Annotated in this window: 22 protein-coding genes and 1 tRNA gene; 10 read left to right on the top strand and 13 right to left on the bottom strand. The window is 63.6% G+C overall.

The features are described 5' to 3' along the window. Nucleotides 1-41: 41 nt before the first annotated feature. Nucleotides 42-1,172, bottom strand: a complete 1,131-nt coding sequence (tgt, locus tag OC159_RS06745; RefSeq protein ID WP_265500392.1) for a tRNA guanosine(34) transglycosylase Tgt — start codon at nucleotides 1,170-1,172, stop codon at nucleotides 42-44. A 121-nt stretch (nucleotides 1,173-1,293) separates the two neighbouring features. Here tgt and OC159_RS06750 point away from each other — a divergent pair, with 121 nt between their 5' ends. The 4 genes from OC159_RS06750 (at nucleotide 1,294) to OC159_RS06765 (ending at nucleotide 3,039) form a co-directional block, all read left to right on the top strand. Further along, a complete protein-coding gene (locus tag OC159_RS06750; RefSeq protein ID WP_265500393.1) occupies nucleotides 1,294-1,650 on the top strand; it encodes an SUF system Fe-S cluster assembly protein in 357 nt (118 codons plus the stop codon). Between the two features lie 57 nt (nucleotides 1,651-1,707). After that, nucleotides 1,708-2,079 carry a HesB/IscA family protein gene (locus OC159_RS06755; RefSeq protein WP_265500394.1) on the top strand — a complete coding sequence of 124 codons (372 nt, stop codon included), beginning with the start codon at nucleotides 1,708-1,710 and terminating at the stop codon, nucleotides 2,077-2,079. 75 nt (nucleotides 2,080-2,154) lie between these two features. Beyond that, entirely contained in the window at nucleotides 2,155-2,892 is a 738-nt protein-coding gene (tpiA, locus tag OC159_RS06760; RefSeq protein WP_265500395.1) for a triose-phosphate isomerase, read from the top strand. Between the two features lie 70 nt (nucleotides 2,893-2,962). Beyond that, nucleotides 2,963-3,039, top strand: a tRNA-Arg gene (locus OC159_RS06765). 246 nt (nucleotides 3,040-3,285) lie between these two features. On the opposite strand, the gene OC159_RS06770 is transcribed toward OC159_RS06765, so the two are convergent. The 8 genes from OC159_RS06770 to OC159_RS06805 form a co-directional block, all read right to left on the bottom strand. After that, the gene (locus OC159_RS06770) at nucleotides 3,286-3,567 is read right to left on the bottom strand and encodes a hypothetical protein (RefSeq protein ID WP_265500396.1); all 282 of its coding nucleotides are present in this window, start codon (nucleotides 3,565-3,567) and stop codon (nucleotides 3,286-3,288) included. Next, the gene (locus tag OC159_RS06775) at nucleotides 3,564-3,905 is read right to left on the bottom strand and encodes a lysozyme (RefSeq protein ID WP_407674071.1); all 342 of its coding nucleotides are present in this window, start codon (nucleotides 3,903-3,905) and stop codon (nucleotides 3,564-3,566) included. The genes OC159_RS06770 and OC159_RS06775 overlap by 4 nt, the downstream gene beginning before the upstream one ends. Then, nucleotides 3,878-4,039 (bottom strand): hypothetical protein, encoded by a 162-nt coding sequence (locus OC159_RS06780; RefSeq protein ID WP_265500398.1) that lies wholly within the window; start codon nucleotides 4,037-4,039, stop codon nucleotides 3,878-3,880. Before OC159_RS06780 ends, OC159_RS06775 begins: the two co-directional genes overlap by 28 nt. A 2-nt stretch (nucleotides 4,040-4,041) precedes the next feature. After that, entirely contained in the window at nucleotides 4,042-4,299 is a 258-nt protein-coding gene (locus tag OC159_RS06785; protein WP_265500399.1) for a DUF7940 domain-containing protein, read from the bottom strand. A 23-nt stretch (nucleotides 4,300-4,322) separates the two neighbouring features. Continuing rightward, nucleotides 4,323-4,658: a hypothetical protein gene (locus OC159_RS06790; RefSeq protein ID WP_265500400.1), complete on the bottom strand. Its 336-nt coding sequence runs from the start codon at nucleotides 4,656-4,658 to the stop codon at nucleotides 4,323-4,325. After that, entirely contained in the window at nucleotides 4,640-5,050 is a 411-nt protein-coding gene (locus tag OC159_RS06795) for a hypothetical protein (RefSeq protein ID WP_265500401.1), read from the bottom strand. Before OC159_RS06795 ends, OC159_RS06790 begins: the two co-directional genes overlap by 19 nt. 987 nt (nucleotides 5,051-6,037) lie before the next feature. Beyond that, complete coding sequence (locus OC159_RS06800) at nucleotides 6,038-7,357, bottom strand: hypothetical protein (protein ID WP_265500402.1); 1,320 nt, start codon at nucleotides 7,355-7,357, stop codon at nucleotides 6,038-6,040. A gap of 126 nt (nucleotides 7,358-7,483) precedes the next feature. Then, a complete protein-coding gene (locus OC159_RS06805; RefSeq protein WP_265500403.1) occupies nucleotides 7,484-7,753 on the bottom strand; it encodes a hypothetical protein in 270 nt (89 codons plus the stop codon). Between OC159_RS06805 and OC159_RS06810 the strand changes: the two genes are divergently transcribed. Then, a complete protein-coding gene (locus tag OC159_RS06810; RefSeq protein ID WP_265500404.1) occupies nucleotides 7,752-7,904 on the top strand; it encodes a hypothetical protein in 153 nt (50 codons plus the stop codon). The two genes, OC159_RS06805 and OC159_RS06810, sit on opposite strands and share 2 nt — an antisense overlap. 65 nt (nucleotides 7,905-7,969) lie before the next feature. Here OC159_RS06810 and OC159_RS06815 read toward each other — a convergent pair whose 3' ends face one another. Both OC159_RS06815 and OC159_RS20115 read right to left on the bottom strand, forming a co-directional pair. Further along, complete coding sequence (locus OC159_RS06815) at nucleotides 7,970-8,224, bottom strand: hypothetical protein (RefSeq protein WP_265500405.1); 255 nt, start codon at nucleotides 8,222-8,224, stop codon at nucleotides 7,970-7,972. 350 nt (nucleotides 8,225-8,574) lie between these two features. After that, complete coding sequence (locus tag OC159_RS20115; protein WP_407674067.1) at nucleotides 8,575-8,871, bottom strand: Arc family DNA-binding protein; 297 nt, start codon at nucleotides 8,869-8,871, stop codon at nucleotides 8,575-8,577. 108 nt (nucleotides 8,872-8,979) lie between these two features. On the opposite strand from OC159_RS20115, the gene OC159_RS06820 reads away from it, so the two are divergent. The 5 genes from OC159_RS06820 to OC159_RS06840 all read left to right on the top strand — a co-directional run bounded on the left by OC159_RS06820 (nucleotide 8,980) and on the right by OC159_RS06840 (nucleotide 10,622). Continuing rightward, entirely contained in the window at nucleotides 8,980-9,132 is a 153-nt protein-coding gene (locus OC159_RS06820; protein WP_265500406.1) for an Arc family DNA-binding protein, read from the top strand. A gap of 126 nt (nucleotides 9,133-9,258) precedes the next feature. Continuing rightward, on the top strand, nucleotides 9,259-9,621 hold the full coding sequence (locus tag OC159_RS06825; RefSeq protein ID WP_265500407.1) for a Rha family transcriptional regulator: 363 nt from the start codon (nucleotides 9,259-9,261) through the stop codon (nucleotides 9,619-9,621). A 13-nt stretch (nucleotides 9,622-9,634) separates the two neighbouring features. Further along, a complete protein-coding gene (locus OC159_RS06830) occupies nucleotides 9,635-10,012 on the top strand; it encodes a hypothetical protein (protein ID WP_265500408.1) in 378 nt (125 codons plus the stop codon). Continuing rightward, complete coding sequence (locus tag OC159_RS06835; protein ID WP_265500409.1) at nucleotides 10,009-10,359, top strand: hypothetical protein; 351 nt, start codon at nucleotides 10,009-10,011, stop codon at nucleotides 10,357-10,359. Before OC159_RS06830 ends, OC159_RS06835 begins: the two co-directional genes overlap by 4 nt. Then, nucleotides 10,356-10,622 carry a hypothetical protein gene (locus OC159_RS06840; protein ID WP_265500410.1) on the top strand — a complete coding sequence of 89 codons (267 nt, stop codon included), beginning with the start codon at nucleotides 10,356-10,358 and terminating at the stop codon, nucleotides 10,620-10,622. Before OC159_RS06835 ends, OC159_RS06840 begins: the two co-directional genes overlap by 4 nt. A gap of 131 nt (nucleotides 10,623-10,753) precedes the next feature. On the opposite strand, the gene OC159_RS06845 is transcribed toward OC159_RS06840, so the two are convergent. Beyond that, the gene (locus OC159_RS06845; RefSeq protein ID WP_265500411.1) at nucleotides 10,754-11,098 is read right to left on the bottom strand and encodes a hypothetical protein; all 345 of its coding nucleotides are present in this window, start codon (nucleotides 11,096-11,098) and stop codon (nucleotides 10,754-10,756) included. Nucleotides 11,099-11,389: 291 nt separating this feature from the next. Beyond that, complete coding sequence (gene glyA / locus OC159_RS06850; protein ID WP_265500412.1) at nucleotides 11,390-12,685, bottom strand: serine hydroxymethyltransferase; 1,296 nt, start codon at nucleotides 12,683-12,685, stop codon at nucleotides 11,390-11,392. Between the last annotated feature and the right edge of the window lie 13 nt (nucleotides 12,686-12,698).

Here is a 12,698-nt window from a genome sequence, read left to right on the forward strand (position 1 = left end):
CGCCAAGTGCCATGCGGCATATTTGCGCCCGGATGCGACCTTCAGAGCGGTTCGATGTCGCCCTTGGCCCTGTCCGCGTGGAACTCGGTCACGAAGGCGTCAAGCCGCTGGTGGGCGATCGCGTCACGCAATCCGCCCATCAGGCGTTGGTAATAGCGCAGGTTGTGCCAGGTCAGCAGCATGCCGCTGATCATCTCTCCGGCGCGGAAGACGTGGTGCAGATAGGCGCGGGAATAGCCGGTGCAGGCGGGGCAGTCGCAGGTTTCATCCAGCGGGCGCGGGTCGTCCTGGTGGCGCGCGTTCTTGATGTTGACCTGCCCGCGGGGCGTCCAGGCCTGCCCCGTGCGGCCCGACCGCGACGGCAGCACGCAATCCATCATGTCGATGCCGCGCTGCACGGCGCCCACGATATCGTCGGGCTTGCCCACGCCCATCAGATAGCGCGGCTTGTCCTGCGGCAGGAAACCCGGCGCATAGTCCAGCACACCGAACATCGCGTCCTGCCCCTCGCCCACGGCCAGGCCGCCGACGGCGTAGCCGTCAAAGCCGATGCCGCGCAGGGCCTCGGCCGATTCTTCGCGCAATTCGCGGGTGACGCCGCCCTGCATGATCCCGAACAAGGCGTGGCCCGGCCGGTCGCCGAAGGCGTCGCGCGACCGCTGCGCCCACCGCATCGACAGGCGCATGGAACCGGCCACTGCGTCTTCGGTCGCGGGAAGGGCAGGACATTCGTCGAAGGCCATGACGATGTCGCTGCCCAGAAGGCGCTGGATCTCCATGCTGCGTTCCGGCGTCAGGTGGTGCTTGGAGCCGTCGACATGGCTGGAGAACGTCACGCCTTCCTCGGTCAGCTTGCGCAGGCCGGCCAGGCTCATGACCTGAAAGCCGCCGGAATCGGTCAGGATGGGCCGGTCCCAGTTCATGAAGCGGTGCAGGCCGCCCATGCGCGCCACGCGCTCGGCGCCGGGACGCAGCATCAGGTGATAGGTGTTGCCCAGCAGGATGTCGGCCCCCGTGGCGGCCACGCTTTCGGGCAGCATCGCCTTGACGGTGGCCGCCGTGCCGACCGGCATGAAGGCCGGGGTGCGGATCTGTCCGCGCGCGGTGTCGATGACGCCGGTGCGCGCCGCGCCGTCGGTCGCTTGAAGGGTGAACTGGAAACGCGTCGTCATGCTTCTGCCTGTCTGCGGAACCGGCCGCTTGTAACGCTGCGGCGTGACGCACGCAATGCGGCCCACTGGACCGGGACGCCGCGGCACCCTATATAATCGGTCGGAATTGAAGGATGAGCCGATGACCGAACCCCTGATGGAAGGCGCGCCGCTGATCGCGCCCTCGTCCACCGACCACCCGCTGTACGAATCCGTCGTCGAGGCCTGCAAGACGGTCTACGACCCCGAGATCCCGGTGAACATCTATGACCTGGGCCTGATCTACACGATCGACATCAACCCGGAAAACGAGGTCCGGGTCATCATGACGCTGACCGCCCCCGGCTGCCCCGTGGCAGGCGAGATGCCGGGCTGGGTTGCCGACGCGGTCGAACCCCTGCCCGGCGTCAAGCAGGTCGATGTCGAGATGACCTTCCAGCCGCAATGGGGCATGGACATGATGTCGGACGAGGCACGGCTGGAACTGGGCTTCATGTAGGCTTGAAGCCAGGGGGTCCGCGTCCCTATCTTGGTGTGACGTCGAAAGGAATTCGCCATGTTCTCGATCCCCGGTACTGCCCCTGTGACTATCACGCCGGCGGCGGCCGCGCAGATATCGCGCTTGATGGCTGGCAAGGACGCCTACGGCCTGCGGATTGGCCTGAAGAAGGGCGGTTGCGCGGGCATGGAATACACGATGGAGCTGGCGGCCGAGCCCGCCGCCAATGACGAGGTCGTGGACAAGGACGGAGCGCGCGTGCTGATCGCGCCCATGGCGCAAATGTTCCTGTTCGGGACCGAGATCGACTATGAAACCGGCCTGCTGGAATCCGGCTTCAAGTTCCGCAATCCGAACGTCACCGACAGCTGCGGCTGCGGCGAATCCGTGCGCTTTGAGCCTCTTGAAGGCAGCCGCGCACAAGACTGACCTCATGTGAGCGTTATCGCGGTTGCCCCGCCCTGCCCCGCTGGCTAAGCCTCGGCCGTCAACGGGAGGATCAGCATGGCACCGCGCAGGCTTGTGGCTGGAAACTGGAAGATGAACGGCGACCTGGCCGCGCTGGACCAGATCGAAGGTATCGCGGATGCCGCGGACGGCGCCCGTTGCGAGGTGCTGGTCTGCCCGCCGGCCCTGCTGGTGCATCAGATGGTGGCCCGCGCGGCAGGGCGCATCCGGGTCGGCGCGCAGGACTGCCACGGCAACATGTCGGGCGCCCATACCGGCGATGTCTCGGCGCAGCAACTGCGCGATGCGGGCGCGACGCATGTGATCGTCGGCCATTCCGAACGCCGGGCCGATCACGGAGAAACCGACGCCGTCGTCCAGGCCAAGGCTGCCGCCGCCCATGCGACCGGATTGGTTGCGATCATCTGCTTGGGCGAGACAGAGGAACAGCGCGACGCCGGACGGACCTTGGAGGTCATCGCCTCGCAACTGGCAGGGTCGGTTCCCGAAGGCGCGACCGCCGCGAACACCGTCATCGCCTACGAGCCGATCTGGGCCATCGGCACCGGCCGCGTCCCCGACGCCGCACAGATCGCCGAGGTCCATCAGAAGCTGCGCAGCGACCTTGCCGCGCGCTTGTCCGACGGCGGACACGTGACGCTTCTCTACGGCGGCAGCGTCAAGGCGGGGAATGCGGCCGAAATCTTCGCAATTCCGAACGTCGACGGTGCCCTCGTGGGCGGCGCCAGCCTCAAGGCAGCAGATTTCGTGCCAATCATCACCGCGATTTCCTGACGCGCGACACTGGTCGTGACGATTTTCACCATTGCAGAGGGTGGTCGTCCCGTTTAATCAGACCACGTCCGCACCCGTAGCTCAGCTGGATAGAGCGCTGCCCTCCGAAGGCAGAGGTCACAGGTTCGAATCCTGTCGGGTGCACCAGCAAATGCTAGGCTTTCTGAAATCAGAGTCCGGGAACGGCACAGCTTCCGGCACAAGATAGCCAGAATCAGCCGCCCTGCCCTAACCAACGATCTCGGCCACCCCGCGCAGCTTCTCGTTCGCGCAGAGCCGCCCGTCTTCTCCGCCAGCGCCGCCCGCAGCAGCTCCCCCTCAGTCTCCGGCACCCTGCCATGCCACCCCGGGCACGGCGTCAGCATCTCGGGAGGGACCGCGACGGGCACAGGTTCAGGGCCACAGCCGACCAGCACCAGAACGCAGAGTATCGCTAAGCGGCGCATCGGCCCCCTCCCCTTCTTGAAACTCTCGATCCAGCGCGGCGCTGTCCTCCGCGATGGCCTGCAGCCGCTTGATCGACTGGCGCTGGATCTCGGCCACGCGGGCATATTCCACCAGCTGCGCGTCGGCCGCGTCCAGCTGATCAGCCAGTCGACCCGCCCGCTGCGTCTGGAACCAGCCGAACCCGGCCAGCGACAGCAGCAGCGCGCCGGCGATGAGGTAGCGGGTCACAGATCCCTCACGCACATGACTTGGCTGGCGTTGCGGCGGTTCACCAGCCCCCGGATGCGCCGGCCGCCGGCATTCACCCACCGGTCAAGCTCGGCGCAGGCCCCGGCATAGTCCCCGGCGTTGGCCTTGCGGACCATCGTGGACCGACAGGCAGCCGCGGTGCCGACGTTGTAGCCAAGCTCGAGGATGCTGGCCTGCACGCTGATCGGTACGGTATCCGCCACGCAGGGGTCCATCCGGCCCCAGAACTCGCCGACCTCCTGCCGCAGCAGCGCCTCGCACTCGGCGTCGGTCTTGTAGTCGCCCAGCCTCACGCCCTCGGCGCTGCCGTAGCAGATGGTGGGCCGGTCGCCGGGGTCGGGATATAGGCGTAGTTGCGCTTGCCCTCCCATCCGGCGATGAAAGGCGTGGCCAGGGCGATGACGGCGGCCGCGCCGGCTGCGACGCCTTTCGTGGTGCGCTTGCTGCACATGGTCACTCCTCCAGATCGCGCTGCGCCCAGAGGCGCGCGACAAGGGCGGCAGCCGTGGCGACGGCCGATGCCGCGGCGAAGGTGCCGGGGGAGAGGCCGAGAGCCTGCGCGTCGGTCAGGGCAAGCCCCACCTCGATGGCGGACAGCACGGCGGCCAGCCCCATGAAGCGCACGCTCCACGCGCGGCGCAGGATCTTGGTCCAGTTGGCAAGGAGGACGGTGTCGCGGTCCTCGGGGGTTTCGGGTGTCTGCTCAGTCATCTCGTCCTCCAATCGCTGATGGTTCAGTCATGGCGCCGCCCGCCCTGGATGATGCCCACCATCATCGCCAGGTCGCGCTTGATGCTCTCGCGGTCCCGCTCCCCATCCGCGTGCATCTGCTCGTGGCGGGCGGCCTGCGCGTCCTGCTTGCGGCCCAGAGCCTCGACCGACGTCTGCACGTTCCGGAGCGTCCCCATGATCTCGTCGTGACTGGCGTCGCGTAGCGCTGCGGCGGGTGTCGCGCGGCGGGCGGTCATGTATATCTGGATGCAGTAGAGCCCGACGAAGGCGACCAATCCCCAGATGCCGAACTGCTTTGTATGCTCGTCGAAAAACTTGATTACAGAGGGATCGAGCATCGGTCATCCGCTCCGGCCCTTCGGCAGCCAACAATCTCAAAGATGATCAGCACCGTGAAAAACACTGGGAGAAGACCGGGGGCGCTCGTGGGTGATAGCCATGTCACATAGGCCAGGCCCGTGAAGATCACCGCCCCGACCAAGCAGCAGAACCCGCGCCACTGGGGGGTCCGCTTCCATCTGCCGTTGACGATGAGCGCGGCAATATGAACGACACCGAAGAAAAGCAGCACTAGGGCGAGGGCAAATTCGCTGACGCCCATCTCCTGAAGGCCCGCATACGTAGCCAGGTTCAGCGTATCCTTTGGTCGAGCCAACTGGATCGCGGCTCCGATCTTGAGCGCAGACGTCAACCACTCCGTGCCGCGCCCATCGTGGTCGATCATCTCCATGATGCGAAGAGTCGGGTTTCGTCTCATGCCGACACCATCCGCCGGACCCACTCGATATCGAAATAGGCGACCTGGCAGTTTGCGTTGGTGTTCGACCCAATGCCTGCCATCTGGATCAGCGGCCGCCAGCCGGCGCCGCACTCGAAAGCCGTCGCCTGCACCTCGACCGACGCCGTTACCCAGCCAGCCTGACCGGCCGTTGCCGCGCTCTGGACCTTCGATACGATGGTTCCCGCTGCGTTGCGGACCTGCACTCCGAGATTGACGGCGTAGGGGTTCTGCGCATTCCGCAGCACAGCAGTCACCCGGAGCGTCGCCCCATTGGGAAGTTGATCCGGCACCCAACGGCTCTCGCAACCAGATGCGTTCAACTGCAGTGCGTGAGTAAAACGAGGGTCCATGCCGCCTGGGACCGTCGTGACGATCTCCGCCCAGCCCAAGGCCTGCGTCCAGTACCCGGGGCCGCGGTCGAACGTCTTGGCGCAGACCTGGCCGTCGTACACCGCGGCGTCGTGCATACGGGGGATGACGACGTCGGCACCATCCGGCCGCTTCTGAACCCGGATGCGAGGCTGGATCACTTGGTAGACGTTGGAGCCGACCGCGCGTCCGCCCCAGACGTTCGTCGGCCCCACCATGATGTTCATCGCGTCCGCGTTGCCGACCAGAACCCCGATGCCGCGGTGCATGAAGTGGTTGCCGTTGATGCTGACGTGGTTGACCTTGTCGTTGATCACGATGCCACGGGTGCAATCCGTGTCGCCGTTGTCGTAGCCCTGCCCCCAGAAATGGCAGTGGTCGATGATCACGCTGTGAACGTCGTGAAGGTCGATGTGGCACTCGTTCTGGCGCCGCGCGCCGGATGCCACCTGTCCATCGGTCGTCACGATGTTGCAGTCCAGGATCGAGATCAGCGAGTGATGATGCGCCCGAATACCCGCAAGATGCGCGTGGACATGCGTCCGGCTGAGGAAGAAACCCGGCTCCTTAAACGACATCGACGGTTCGTCCTCGAGACGCGCCAGGTGGTTGATGCTGATGCCGATCTCGGGCCAGCCGACGACCTCGCCGCCGGAGACGATGGCGCCTTCGAAATCTGCATGCACGCTCCCGGTCCGGTACATGTTGCCCTCGAACCGGATGCCGTGCCGCCAGCGGCCCGACACCCGCGGCTCGATGCACATGCCGTAGTAGCAGTCCTTGAAGTAGATCCCGATGCCGTTGATGTAGGTCGTCGGGAAGGCGGCCAGATCCTCCCATCGTGAGCCCGTGTCGACCGTGCAATTCTCGATCAGCGGAAAAGCGCCCGAATTCGCAGATGATCCCGTTGCGCAGGCGTCCACGGAACGGGAAGTCCCGGTCGTAGCCGCCGACGAAAAGGTCACGGGCGATGAAGTTGCGCCGCTTGCCGTACCCGTAGTCGGTCATCGGCGAGGCGTCCGGGTTCAGGCCGATGGTTGAGGTAAAGTGCAGGCCGTGCGGGCGCTCGTTCACCTCCGCCGCAGGGTTGTCGCAGAGCAGGCTGAACCCCTGAACCTGCAGAAACTGATCCTTGCGGCTCCGGGTGATCTTCATCAGCCCATGGAACGTACCGGCCGGGCCCTTGATGATCGAGGCTTTCGAGCCTTGTCCAAGGATCGCCAGTCCGCGGCACTGGCCGAGCGTCACATCGATGGCGGTCCGCGTCTCGTATTCGCCGGCCGGGATGATGACCGCGCCGGCCGCCTCGTTGCTGGCCGCCAGGATCGCCGCCGAGATCGCCGGGCCATTGTCGAACCCGGCCTGCGCCCGTGCGCCGAATGCGCGGATGTCGAAGGCGTTGCCGAACCGGAAGGCGCGCACTTCGGCCGCAGCCTGTTGCGCCAGCGCGGCGTAGCCCGGCGCGGCTACCGCTGCCGCCATGGCCTCGGACCCCGACACGTCCGAAGAGACATCCAGCGTCAGTGCGCGGGACTGCCGCTCGGCCAGATCCTGCATCGCCATCATCTGCAGGTCGAAATCATTCTCGACCTGATCCGGTCGAACCCGGCCCTGGTTGTTGTAGTCGCTCTGCTGGATCAGCGGCACCGAGCGCAGCAGGTATATCTGGTCGCCGGACTGAATGCCGTTGGAGATCACAACGGAACCGGTCGCATCGCCGATGCCGGTATGCCCGACGCCGGACGTCAGGTCGGTTTCTTCGCCGCCCCTCACGCGGATCACCCGGACGTGCGTTTCGTCCTGCGCGCGGAAGTTCCGGGGGAACGTGCCGAAGGAAGCCGCGACTTCGAATGGCCCGGCCTTGTTGGTTGCGCTCTCAACGGTCATCTGGCCCTGCCCTGCTGTGGTCGTGAGCAGGGTAGGAAGCCGCGGTTGCCCGATATATGTTGGCAGGTGCTTAGCAGAACAACCCGGCCGCGCGAGCAGCCGGGCCTAGCCAACTGGCCGGGTCAATCAGGCGTAAAGCCTCTCCCGCTCTGCCTTGATAATCGGAGCGAAGTCCCTCTCCCTCCCGCCGACCTTCACAAGCCGCTCCTTGAACTTAAAGTACTTCTTTGACGGCGCCGGGATCAGCATAAATTCCGCCACCTTCGCGAAGACCTCCCCTTTCGCCTTCGAGCATTCGCCCTTTGCGACTCGGAACACCTGGTCGGGGTTCTTTGGCCCAACCTTCGGCTTGGGGGCGGATATTGTTGATACGGTCGGACTGGCGAACCGGAGCATGGAGGGCATCGAGACCGGGGAGAGAGTTGACATGTCCGCTGGCGATGTCTCGTTGCTTCGCCGCATGGCGCCCTTCGTGTCCCTGCCATATTGGCGCTGGATCATCGACGGTCAGATTTTGGCTCCGCTGAAGGAAGAGATGAGCCGCTAGCGCATCCGGCTGATGACGTCGCGAAGATCGCATCCTTCTTTTTGCCAACGATCCAACAGGCGCCTTTACTGCTTCCGCAAGCCGATGCAACTAAAGACTTTCGGGGCGCACACGCCTATTGCGACGGATGACACGATTATCTGGATGTCGTAATACTCGGCAGAGATCCGATAGAGTACAAAAATGAGACATGTGGCAAAGATAAAGCCCACTTGAATGATTTCAAGTCGGTCAATTTCTTTTCCCAGATCAAAATGCTTCTTTGCATCCCGCTCCATCTCGTTTTGAAGCCAGCGTTCCCGCGAGGCGGGCTCCATCATTCGGCCGGATGGTCGCGCCGCTTCGGCCGCCTTGTGAACCAGACGAGGAACCCGGCGATCAGCAGGCCGGCGGTTGGGGTGATCAGCAGTGAGAGCTCTAGGCCGGTCATGTCGTCATCCTCCGCAAGAAGCGTCGTGCTATCAAATGTAGGGCCAAAGAGGCGATCAGGCAATAAGCCATAAGAAACGCAACAAGCGGGCTGGCCGGGACCGAACCTGAGGCCATGCCGACAGACGGGGCCAGGCCGCCAACAGCAAAGGAGGCAATAGCCAGGCCGTTCAGGAACGTGGCCGTCAGCTTTGTCTGCTCGTTGCGGATAGTCGACAAGTCAGTCCTCATCGCGCGCATCTCACTCGGGAGGCCGCGAAATCTTATTGAGGAGTCCTGCAAGGACCTCCTGGGCCACCTTGGATCTCCTAGCTCGATCCAAGGGCCCGCGCGATGAGGCTGCCGCGCGGACCGCAGCCTCTATCCGCCGCATGTCTCGATCGATATCCTCAAGGGCGGGGTACTTCTCTTGGAGCGTCGCGACGATCTCGCTGTTCATGCTCCGGCCTTTGGCATCCGCGGCGGCCTTGATCCGATCCCGCAACCCGTCAGGCAAACGGACCGTGTACTGCTCTGCGCCTCGCCCGACTGTTACCACTGCTGCCTCCGCCGGTTATCACCGCATTACTGTAATGTTTCCGCTTGACCTGCAATCGCATTACGGTAATGTAGAACTATGGTAATTCTATAGAGAAGGAGATGCGAAGTGGAATTGCAGCGGACGCCGTTTGGCCTGCGGATGCCGGAGGAAGTCCAGAATTGGATCAAGATGAAGGCGAAGCGCGAAGACCGGTCGCAGAACCATGTGATCAACCGCATCCTCGCGAAGGCGATGGAGGATGATCATGCAAGGACTTGAAATAGGAAAGGCCGCAGGGAGTGCATTCCCTACGGCCTCGTTGAAACCAACTGTGCAGAAGGGATCGCAGATGAATATGATACCATTCGGCGGAGATAGCAACGGTCCCGTCACCATGTCGTCCCGATGTCGTCCCGCGAGATCGCAAAGTTATGCGAGAAGCGTCACGACAACGTCATGTCCGATATCAGCAAGATGCTTGCAGACATCGGGCTTCACGCTCCTGACTTTTCAGGAACGTACAAGACCGAGCGCGGAAACACCTACGATTGCTTCAACCTCGCCGAATATCTGGTCCTGACGCTGGTGTCTGGATACCGTACCGACCGGCGCTACCGGATCATTAAGGACCTGGAGCGGCTGCGTAAGGAAAAGTCTTCCGGCGGCTTCGCACTGCCCGACTTCACCGATCCCGGTGCCGCCGCCCGTGCTTGGGCGGAACAATTCGAGGCGAACCGCGCGCTGCAGATCGAAAGAGCCGAAGGATGAAGCAATCAGCGCGATGCAGCCGAAGGTCGATGAATATGAGGCCTATCTGGCTGAGGAGTGTATTTGCCGGGTAATGGACTTTTGCAACAGGCACGGGGTCAAGAAAAATCACCCAGGCTACATCCTTCGGGGAAAGGGGCTGTTGCACCAAGAGAAGTTTCTGGCCACCCAGACCGGGCTTAAGTCTGGCATCCTCAAGAACGTACTGGAGAAGGACGGCTTCGAATACATCGACAGCAAGGGGCAGTCGGTTGAGGCGCAGCAGGCGATGGTCGTCCGGCAGCGTGAGGTTTCGCTGCTCAAGATGATCGTGGGTGCCTACGGCGCTACGGCTTTCCGCGATCAGCAGGCGTTCGACCGGGCCAAGGCTCTAATTAGGGGTGCGGCATGATCGACCATCAGAACAACGCCCTAGCTGAGATCGGTCAGAAGCTATGGGCCGTAGAGATCACGGCTGGCGTCATCGGCGATACCGGCCTTCACTTCACCGAAGAAGAGGGCGGAAGCGATGAAGTTCATCAGGCTTGGGCTGACGCAATCCTCGAAAACTATCAGCTGCTGAGAGGGGCCCTCGAGGATATAAAAAGGGCCGTGCTGCTGCTTCCCCCAGAGATGGCAGGCGGCATCGCGACGGCCTTTCGCCACGAAGATCAGGTCTCGAAAGCGCGAGGCGCGGCGACCTGCATGCTTGCCGACATTCAGCGGCAGATCGCAGAGAATAAAGGAGGTGCAGCATGAAACGGAAGGTCACCAAAAAGGCCGCGACCGACTTCATGTCCAAGCTCCTCGCGCCGCTCCCAGAGGCGGAGCTGGAAGACAAGGACCTGGCGAAGCTGGAGGCTAGGGCGGCGCGGGTCGCCTTGCGCAAAGCGGAGGCTAGCTTCCAGCGCAAGCTGATGGAGGTCGAAGCCGCGAAGTACAGATGGGAACATCTCAACTGCCATCGCCTGTCGCTAATCGAGTCCCGTCCCCATCTTTGGGTCAAAGCCGGAGCCTTCTGACTGGCGTTGGGGAACATCGCCGCTGCACCTCGGTAGATGCCAAAGCCGCCCGCTTTCTCCCATGCATTGTTGATCTCGAAGCCAATCGAGAAGATGCCTGAGCGGTTGATACCTTCCGCAATCCAGGTGCTTTAGTTATCCGAGACCTCCCTGCCCGCCTTTAGGTTCATGACCCAGTAGATCAAGGCGCCGATGGCGGCCATGCCGGTCACGCCGCCCCAGAACTTGCCCTTCTCCTCCTGCAGGCCGCGCAGAAGGACGCGCTGGTTGGCCGCCAAGGCAAAGGATCGGAACTGGATCAAAGCGCGTCCGGAAGGCGTGTTGGCGAACAGCGGGACATCTCCGACGCCCATCCGCGGCAATGGGCCAAGACCGTCGGCGGCATGGCACAGACCGTCTGCCGCGGCGTCGCACGGGTGCGCGCCCGCTTTGGTTCTGACAATGGCGTGCGGATCTCGATCCTCATTATTCAACAATAAGCAGAAAAGTTCCTGCTGGCCAACATCCTGGCCCGGCTGCCACGACTGCTGAGCGCATGAAGACGAAAGGCGGCATCGGCCGCGCACACCGTTTGCACCGACAGGCCGGAAGCTCAACGCAGCCGGGCCGGTCCCAAGAAAACCGCTCCGCCTCGGCGATTTCTTCAGCGGCCTGCTTAAGCAGGTTCGGCGCTCCTGGTTTGGGCGCCGTCCGGTCGAGGATCAAGGGAGAGGCCGTTTATCTCTGCCGATCCCGCCACCTGGCCGGCGGGATCGGCACCGCTGCTATCATAGCGTCGGGTACAGCGGAAATCGCTCGCAGAGCGCCGAGACCTGTTCACGGACCTGGGCCTCGACCGCACCGTTGCCGTCTTCTCCGTTGGCGGCAAGGCCGTCGACGACCTCGATGATCCAGTCGGCGATCTGGCGGAATTCGGTCTCGCCAAAGCCGCGCGTAGTGCCGGCCGGGCTGCCAAGGCGGATGCCGCTGGTGATCGTGGGCTTTTCCGGATCGAAGGGGACGCCGTTCTTGTTGCAGGTGATCAGTGCGCGGCCAAGCGCGGCCTCGGTCGCCTTGCCGGTCACGCCTTTCGGACGCAGGTCCACCAACACGACATGGGTGTCGGTGCCATGCGTCACCGTATCCAGCCCGCCCTTGATCAGCTGGTCGCTGAGCGCCTGCGCATTGCGGATCACTTGCCGGATATAGGTCTTGTAGCCGGGGCGCAGCGCTTCCCCGAAGGCCACGGCCTTGGCGGCGATGACATGCATCAGCGGCCCGCCTTGAAGGCCGGGGAAGATGGCCGAATTGACCTTCTTCGAGATGTCGGCATCGTTCGTCAGGATCATCCCGCCGCGTGGGCCGCGCAGGGTCTTGTGGGTTGTCGTGGTCACGACATGGGCATGCGGGAACGGACTGGGATGTTCGCCGCCCGCGACCAGTCCCGCAAAATGGGCCATGTCGACCAGCAGCCACGCACCCACCGAATCCGCAATTTCGCGCATGCGGGCAAAATCGATCTGGCGCGGAATTGCGCTGCCGCCTGCGATCAGCAGCTTCGGCTGGTGTTCGGTGGCCAGTGCCTGTACCTGGTCATAGTCGATCCGGTTGTCTTCGCGCCGAACGCCGTATTGCACCGCATTGAACCACTTGCCCGACTGGTTCGGTGCCGCGCCATGGGTCAGGTGACCGCCCGCATCCAGGCTCATCCCCAGGATCGTGTCGCCGGGCTTCAGCAGCGCCAGCATGACGCCTTGGTTCGCCTGGCTGCCCGAATGCGGCTGCACGTTGGCGAAGTCACAGCCGAACAGCTCTTTCGCGCGGTCGATTGCGGCCTGTTCGGCCACGTCCACGCAATCGCACCCGCCATAATAGCGGCGGCCCGGATAGCCTTCGGCATACTTGTTCGTCATGACCGAGCCTTGGGCCTGCAGGACCGCCCGGCTGACGATGTTCTCCGATGCGATCAGCTCGATCTCGTGGCGCTGGCGCTTCAGCTCATCCTCGATGGCGCCGAAGATCAGCGGGTCGCTGTCGGTGATGTCGTCGGTGAAGAAGCCCGAGATGGGTTGCTGCGTGTTCATGTGATCACCTCCC

This window comes from Paracoccus beibuensis (genome assembly GCF_026162625.1).
Taxonomy (GTDB): Bacteria; Pseudomonadota; Alphaproteobacteria; order Rhodobacterales; family Rhodobacteraceae; genus Paracoccus; species Paracoccus beibuensis.

Excerpts from the sequence above, each read along its gene's own strand:
- tgt (WP_265500392.1), bottom strand. The coding sequence starts at position 1,172 with ATGACGACGCGTTTCCAGTTCACCCTTCAAGCGACCGACGGCGCGGCG.
- OC159_RS06750 (WP_265500393.1), top strand. The coding sequence starts at position 1,294 with ATGACCGAACCCCTGATGGAAGGCGCGCCGCTGATCGCGCCCTCGTCC.
- OC159_RS06755 (WP_265500394.1), top strand. The coding sequence starts at position 1,708 with ATGTTCTCGATCCCCGGTACTGCCCCTGTGACTATCACGCCGGCGGCG.
- tpiA (WP_265500395.1), top strand. The coding sequence starts at position 2,155 with ATGGCACCGCGCAGGCTTGTGGCTGGAAACTGGAAGATGAACGGCGAC.
- OC159_RS06780 (WP_265500398.1), bottom strand. The coding sequence starts at position 4,039 with ATGTGCAGCAAGCGCACCACGAAAGGCGTCGCAGCCGGCGCGGCCGCC.
- OC159_RS06785 (WP_265500399.1), bottom strand. The coding sequence starts at position 4,299 with ATGACTGAGCAGACACCCGAAACCCCCGAGGACCGCGACACCGTCCTC.
- OC159_RS06790 (WP_265500400.1), bottom strand. The coding sequence starts at position 4,658 with ATGCTCGATCCCTCTGTAATCAAGTTTTTCGACGAGCATACAAAGCAG.
- OC159_RS06795 (WP_265500401.1), bottom strand. The coding sequence starts at position 5,050 with ATGGAGATGATCGACCACGATGGGCGCGGCACGGAGTGGTTGACGTCT.
- OC159_RS06800 (WP_265500402.1), bottom strand. The coding sequence starts at position 7,357 with ATGACCGTTGAGAGCGCAACCAACAAGGCCGGGCCATTCGAAGTCGCG.
- OC159_RS06810 (WP_265500404.1), top strand. The coding sequence starts at position 7,752 with ATGGAGGGCATCGAGACCGGGGAGAGAGTTGACATGTCCGCTGGCGAT.
- OC159_RS06805 (WP_265500403.1), bottom strand. The coding sequence starts at position 7,753 with ATGCTCCGGTTCGCCAGTCCGACCGTATCAACAATATCCGCCCCCAAG.
- OC159_RS06815 (WP_265500405.1), bottom strand. The coding sequence starts at position 8,224 with ATGATGGAGCCCGCCTCGCGGGAACGCTGGCTTCAAAACGAGATGGAG.
- OC159_RS06825 (WP_265500407.1), top strand. The coding sequence starts at position 9,259 with ATGTCGTCCCGCGAGATCGCAAAGTTATGCGAGAAGCGTCACGACAAC.
- OC159_RS06830 (WP_265500408.1), top strand. The coding sequence starts at position 9,635 with ATGCAGCCGAAGGTCGATGAATATGAGGCCTATCTGGCTGAGGAGTGT.
- OC159_RS06835 (WP_265500409.1), top strand. The coding sequence starts at position 10,009 with ATGATCGACCATCAGAACAACGCCCTAGCTGAGATCGGTCAGAAGCTA.
- OC159_RS06840 (WP_265500410.1), top strand. The coding sequence starts at position 10,356 with ATGAAACGGAAGGTCACCAAAAAGGCCGCGACCGACTTCATGTCCAAG.
- glyA (WP_265500412.1), bottom strand. The coding sequence starts at position 12,685 with ATGAACACGCAGCAACCCATCTCGGGCTTCTTCACCGACGACATCACC.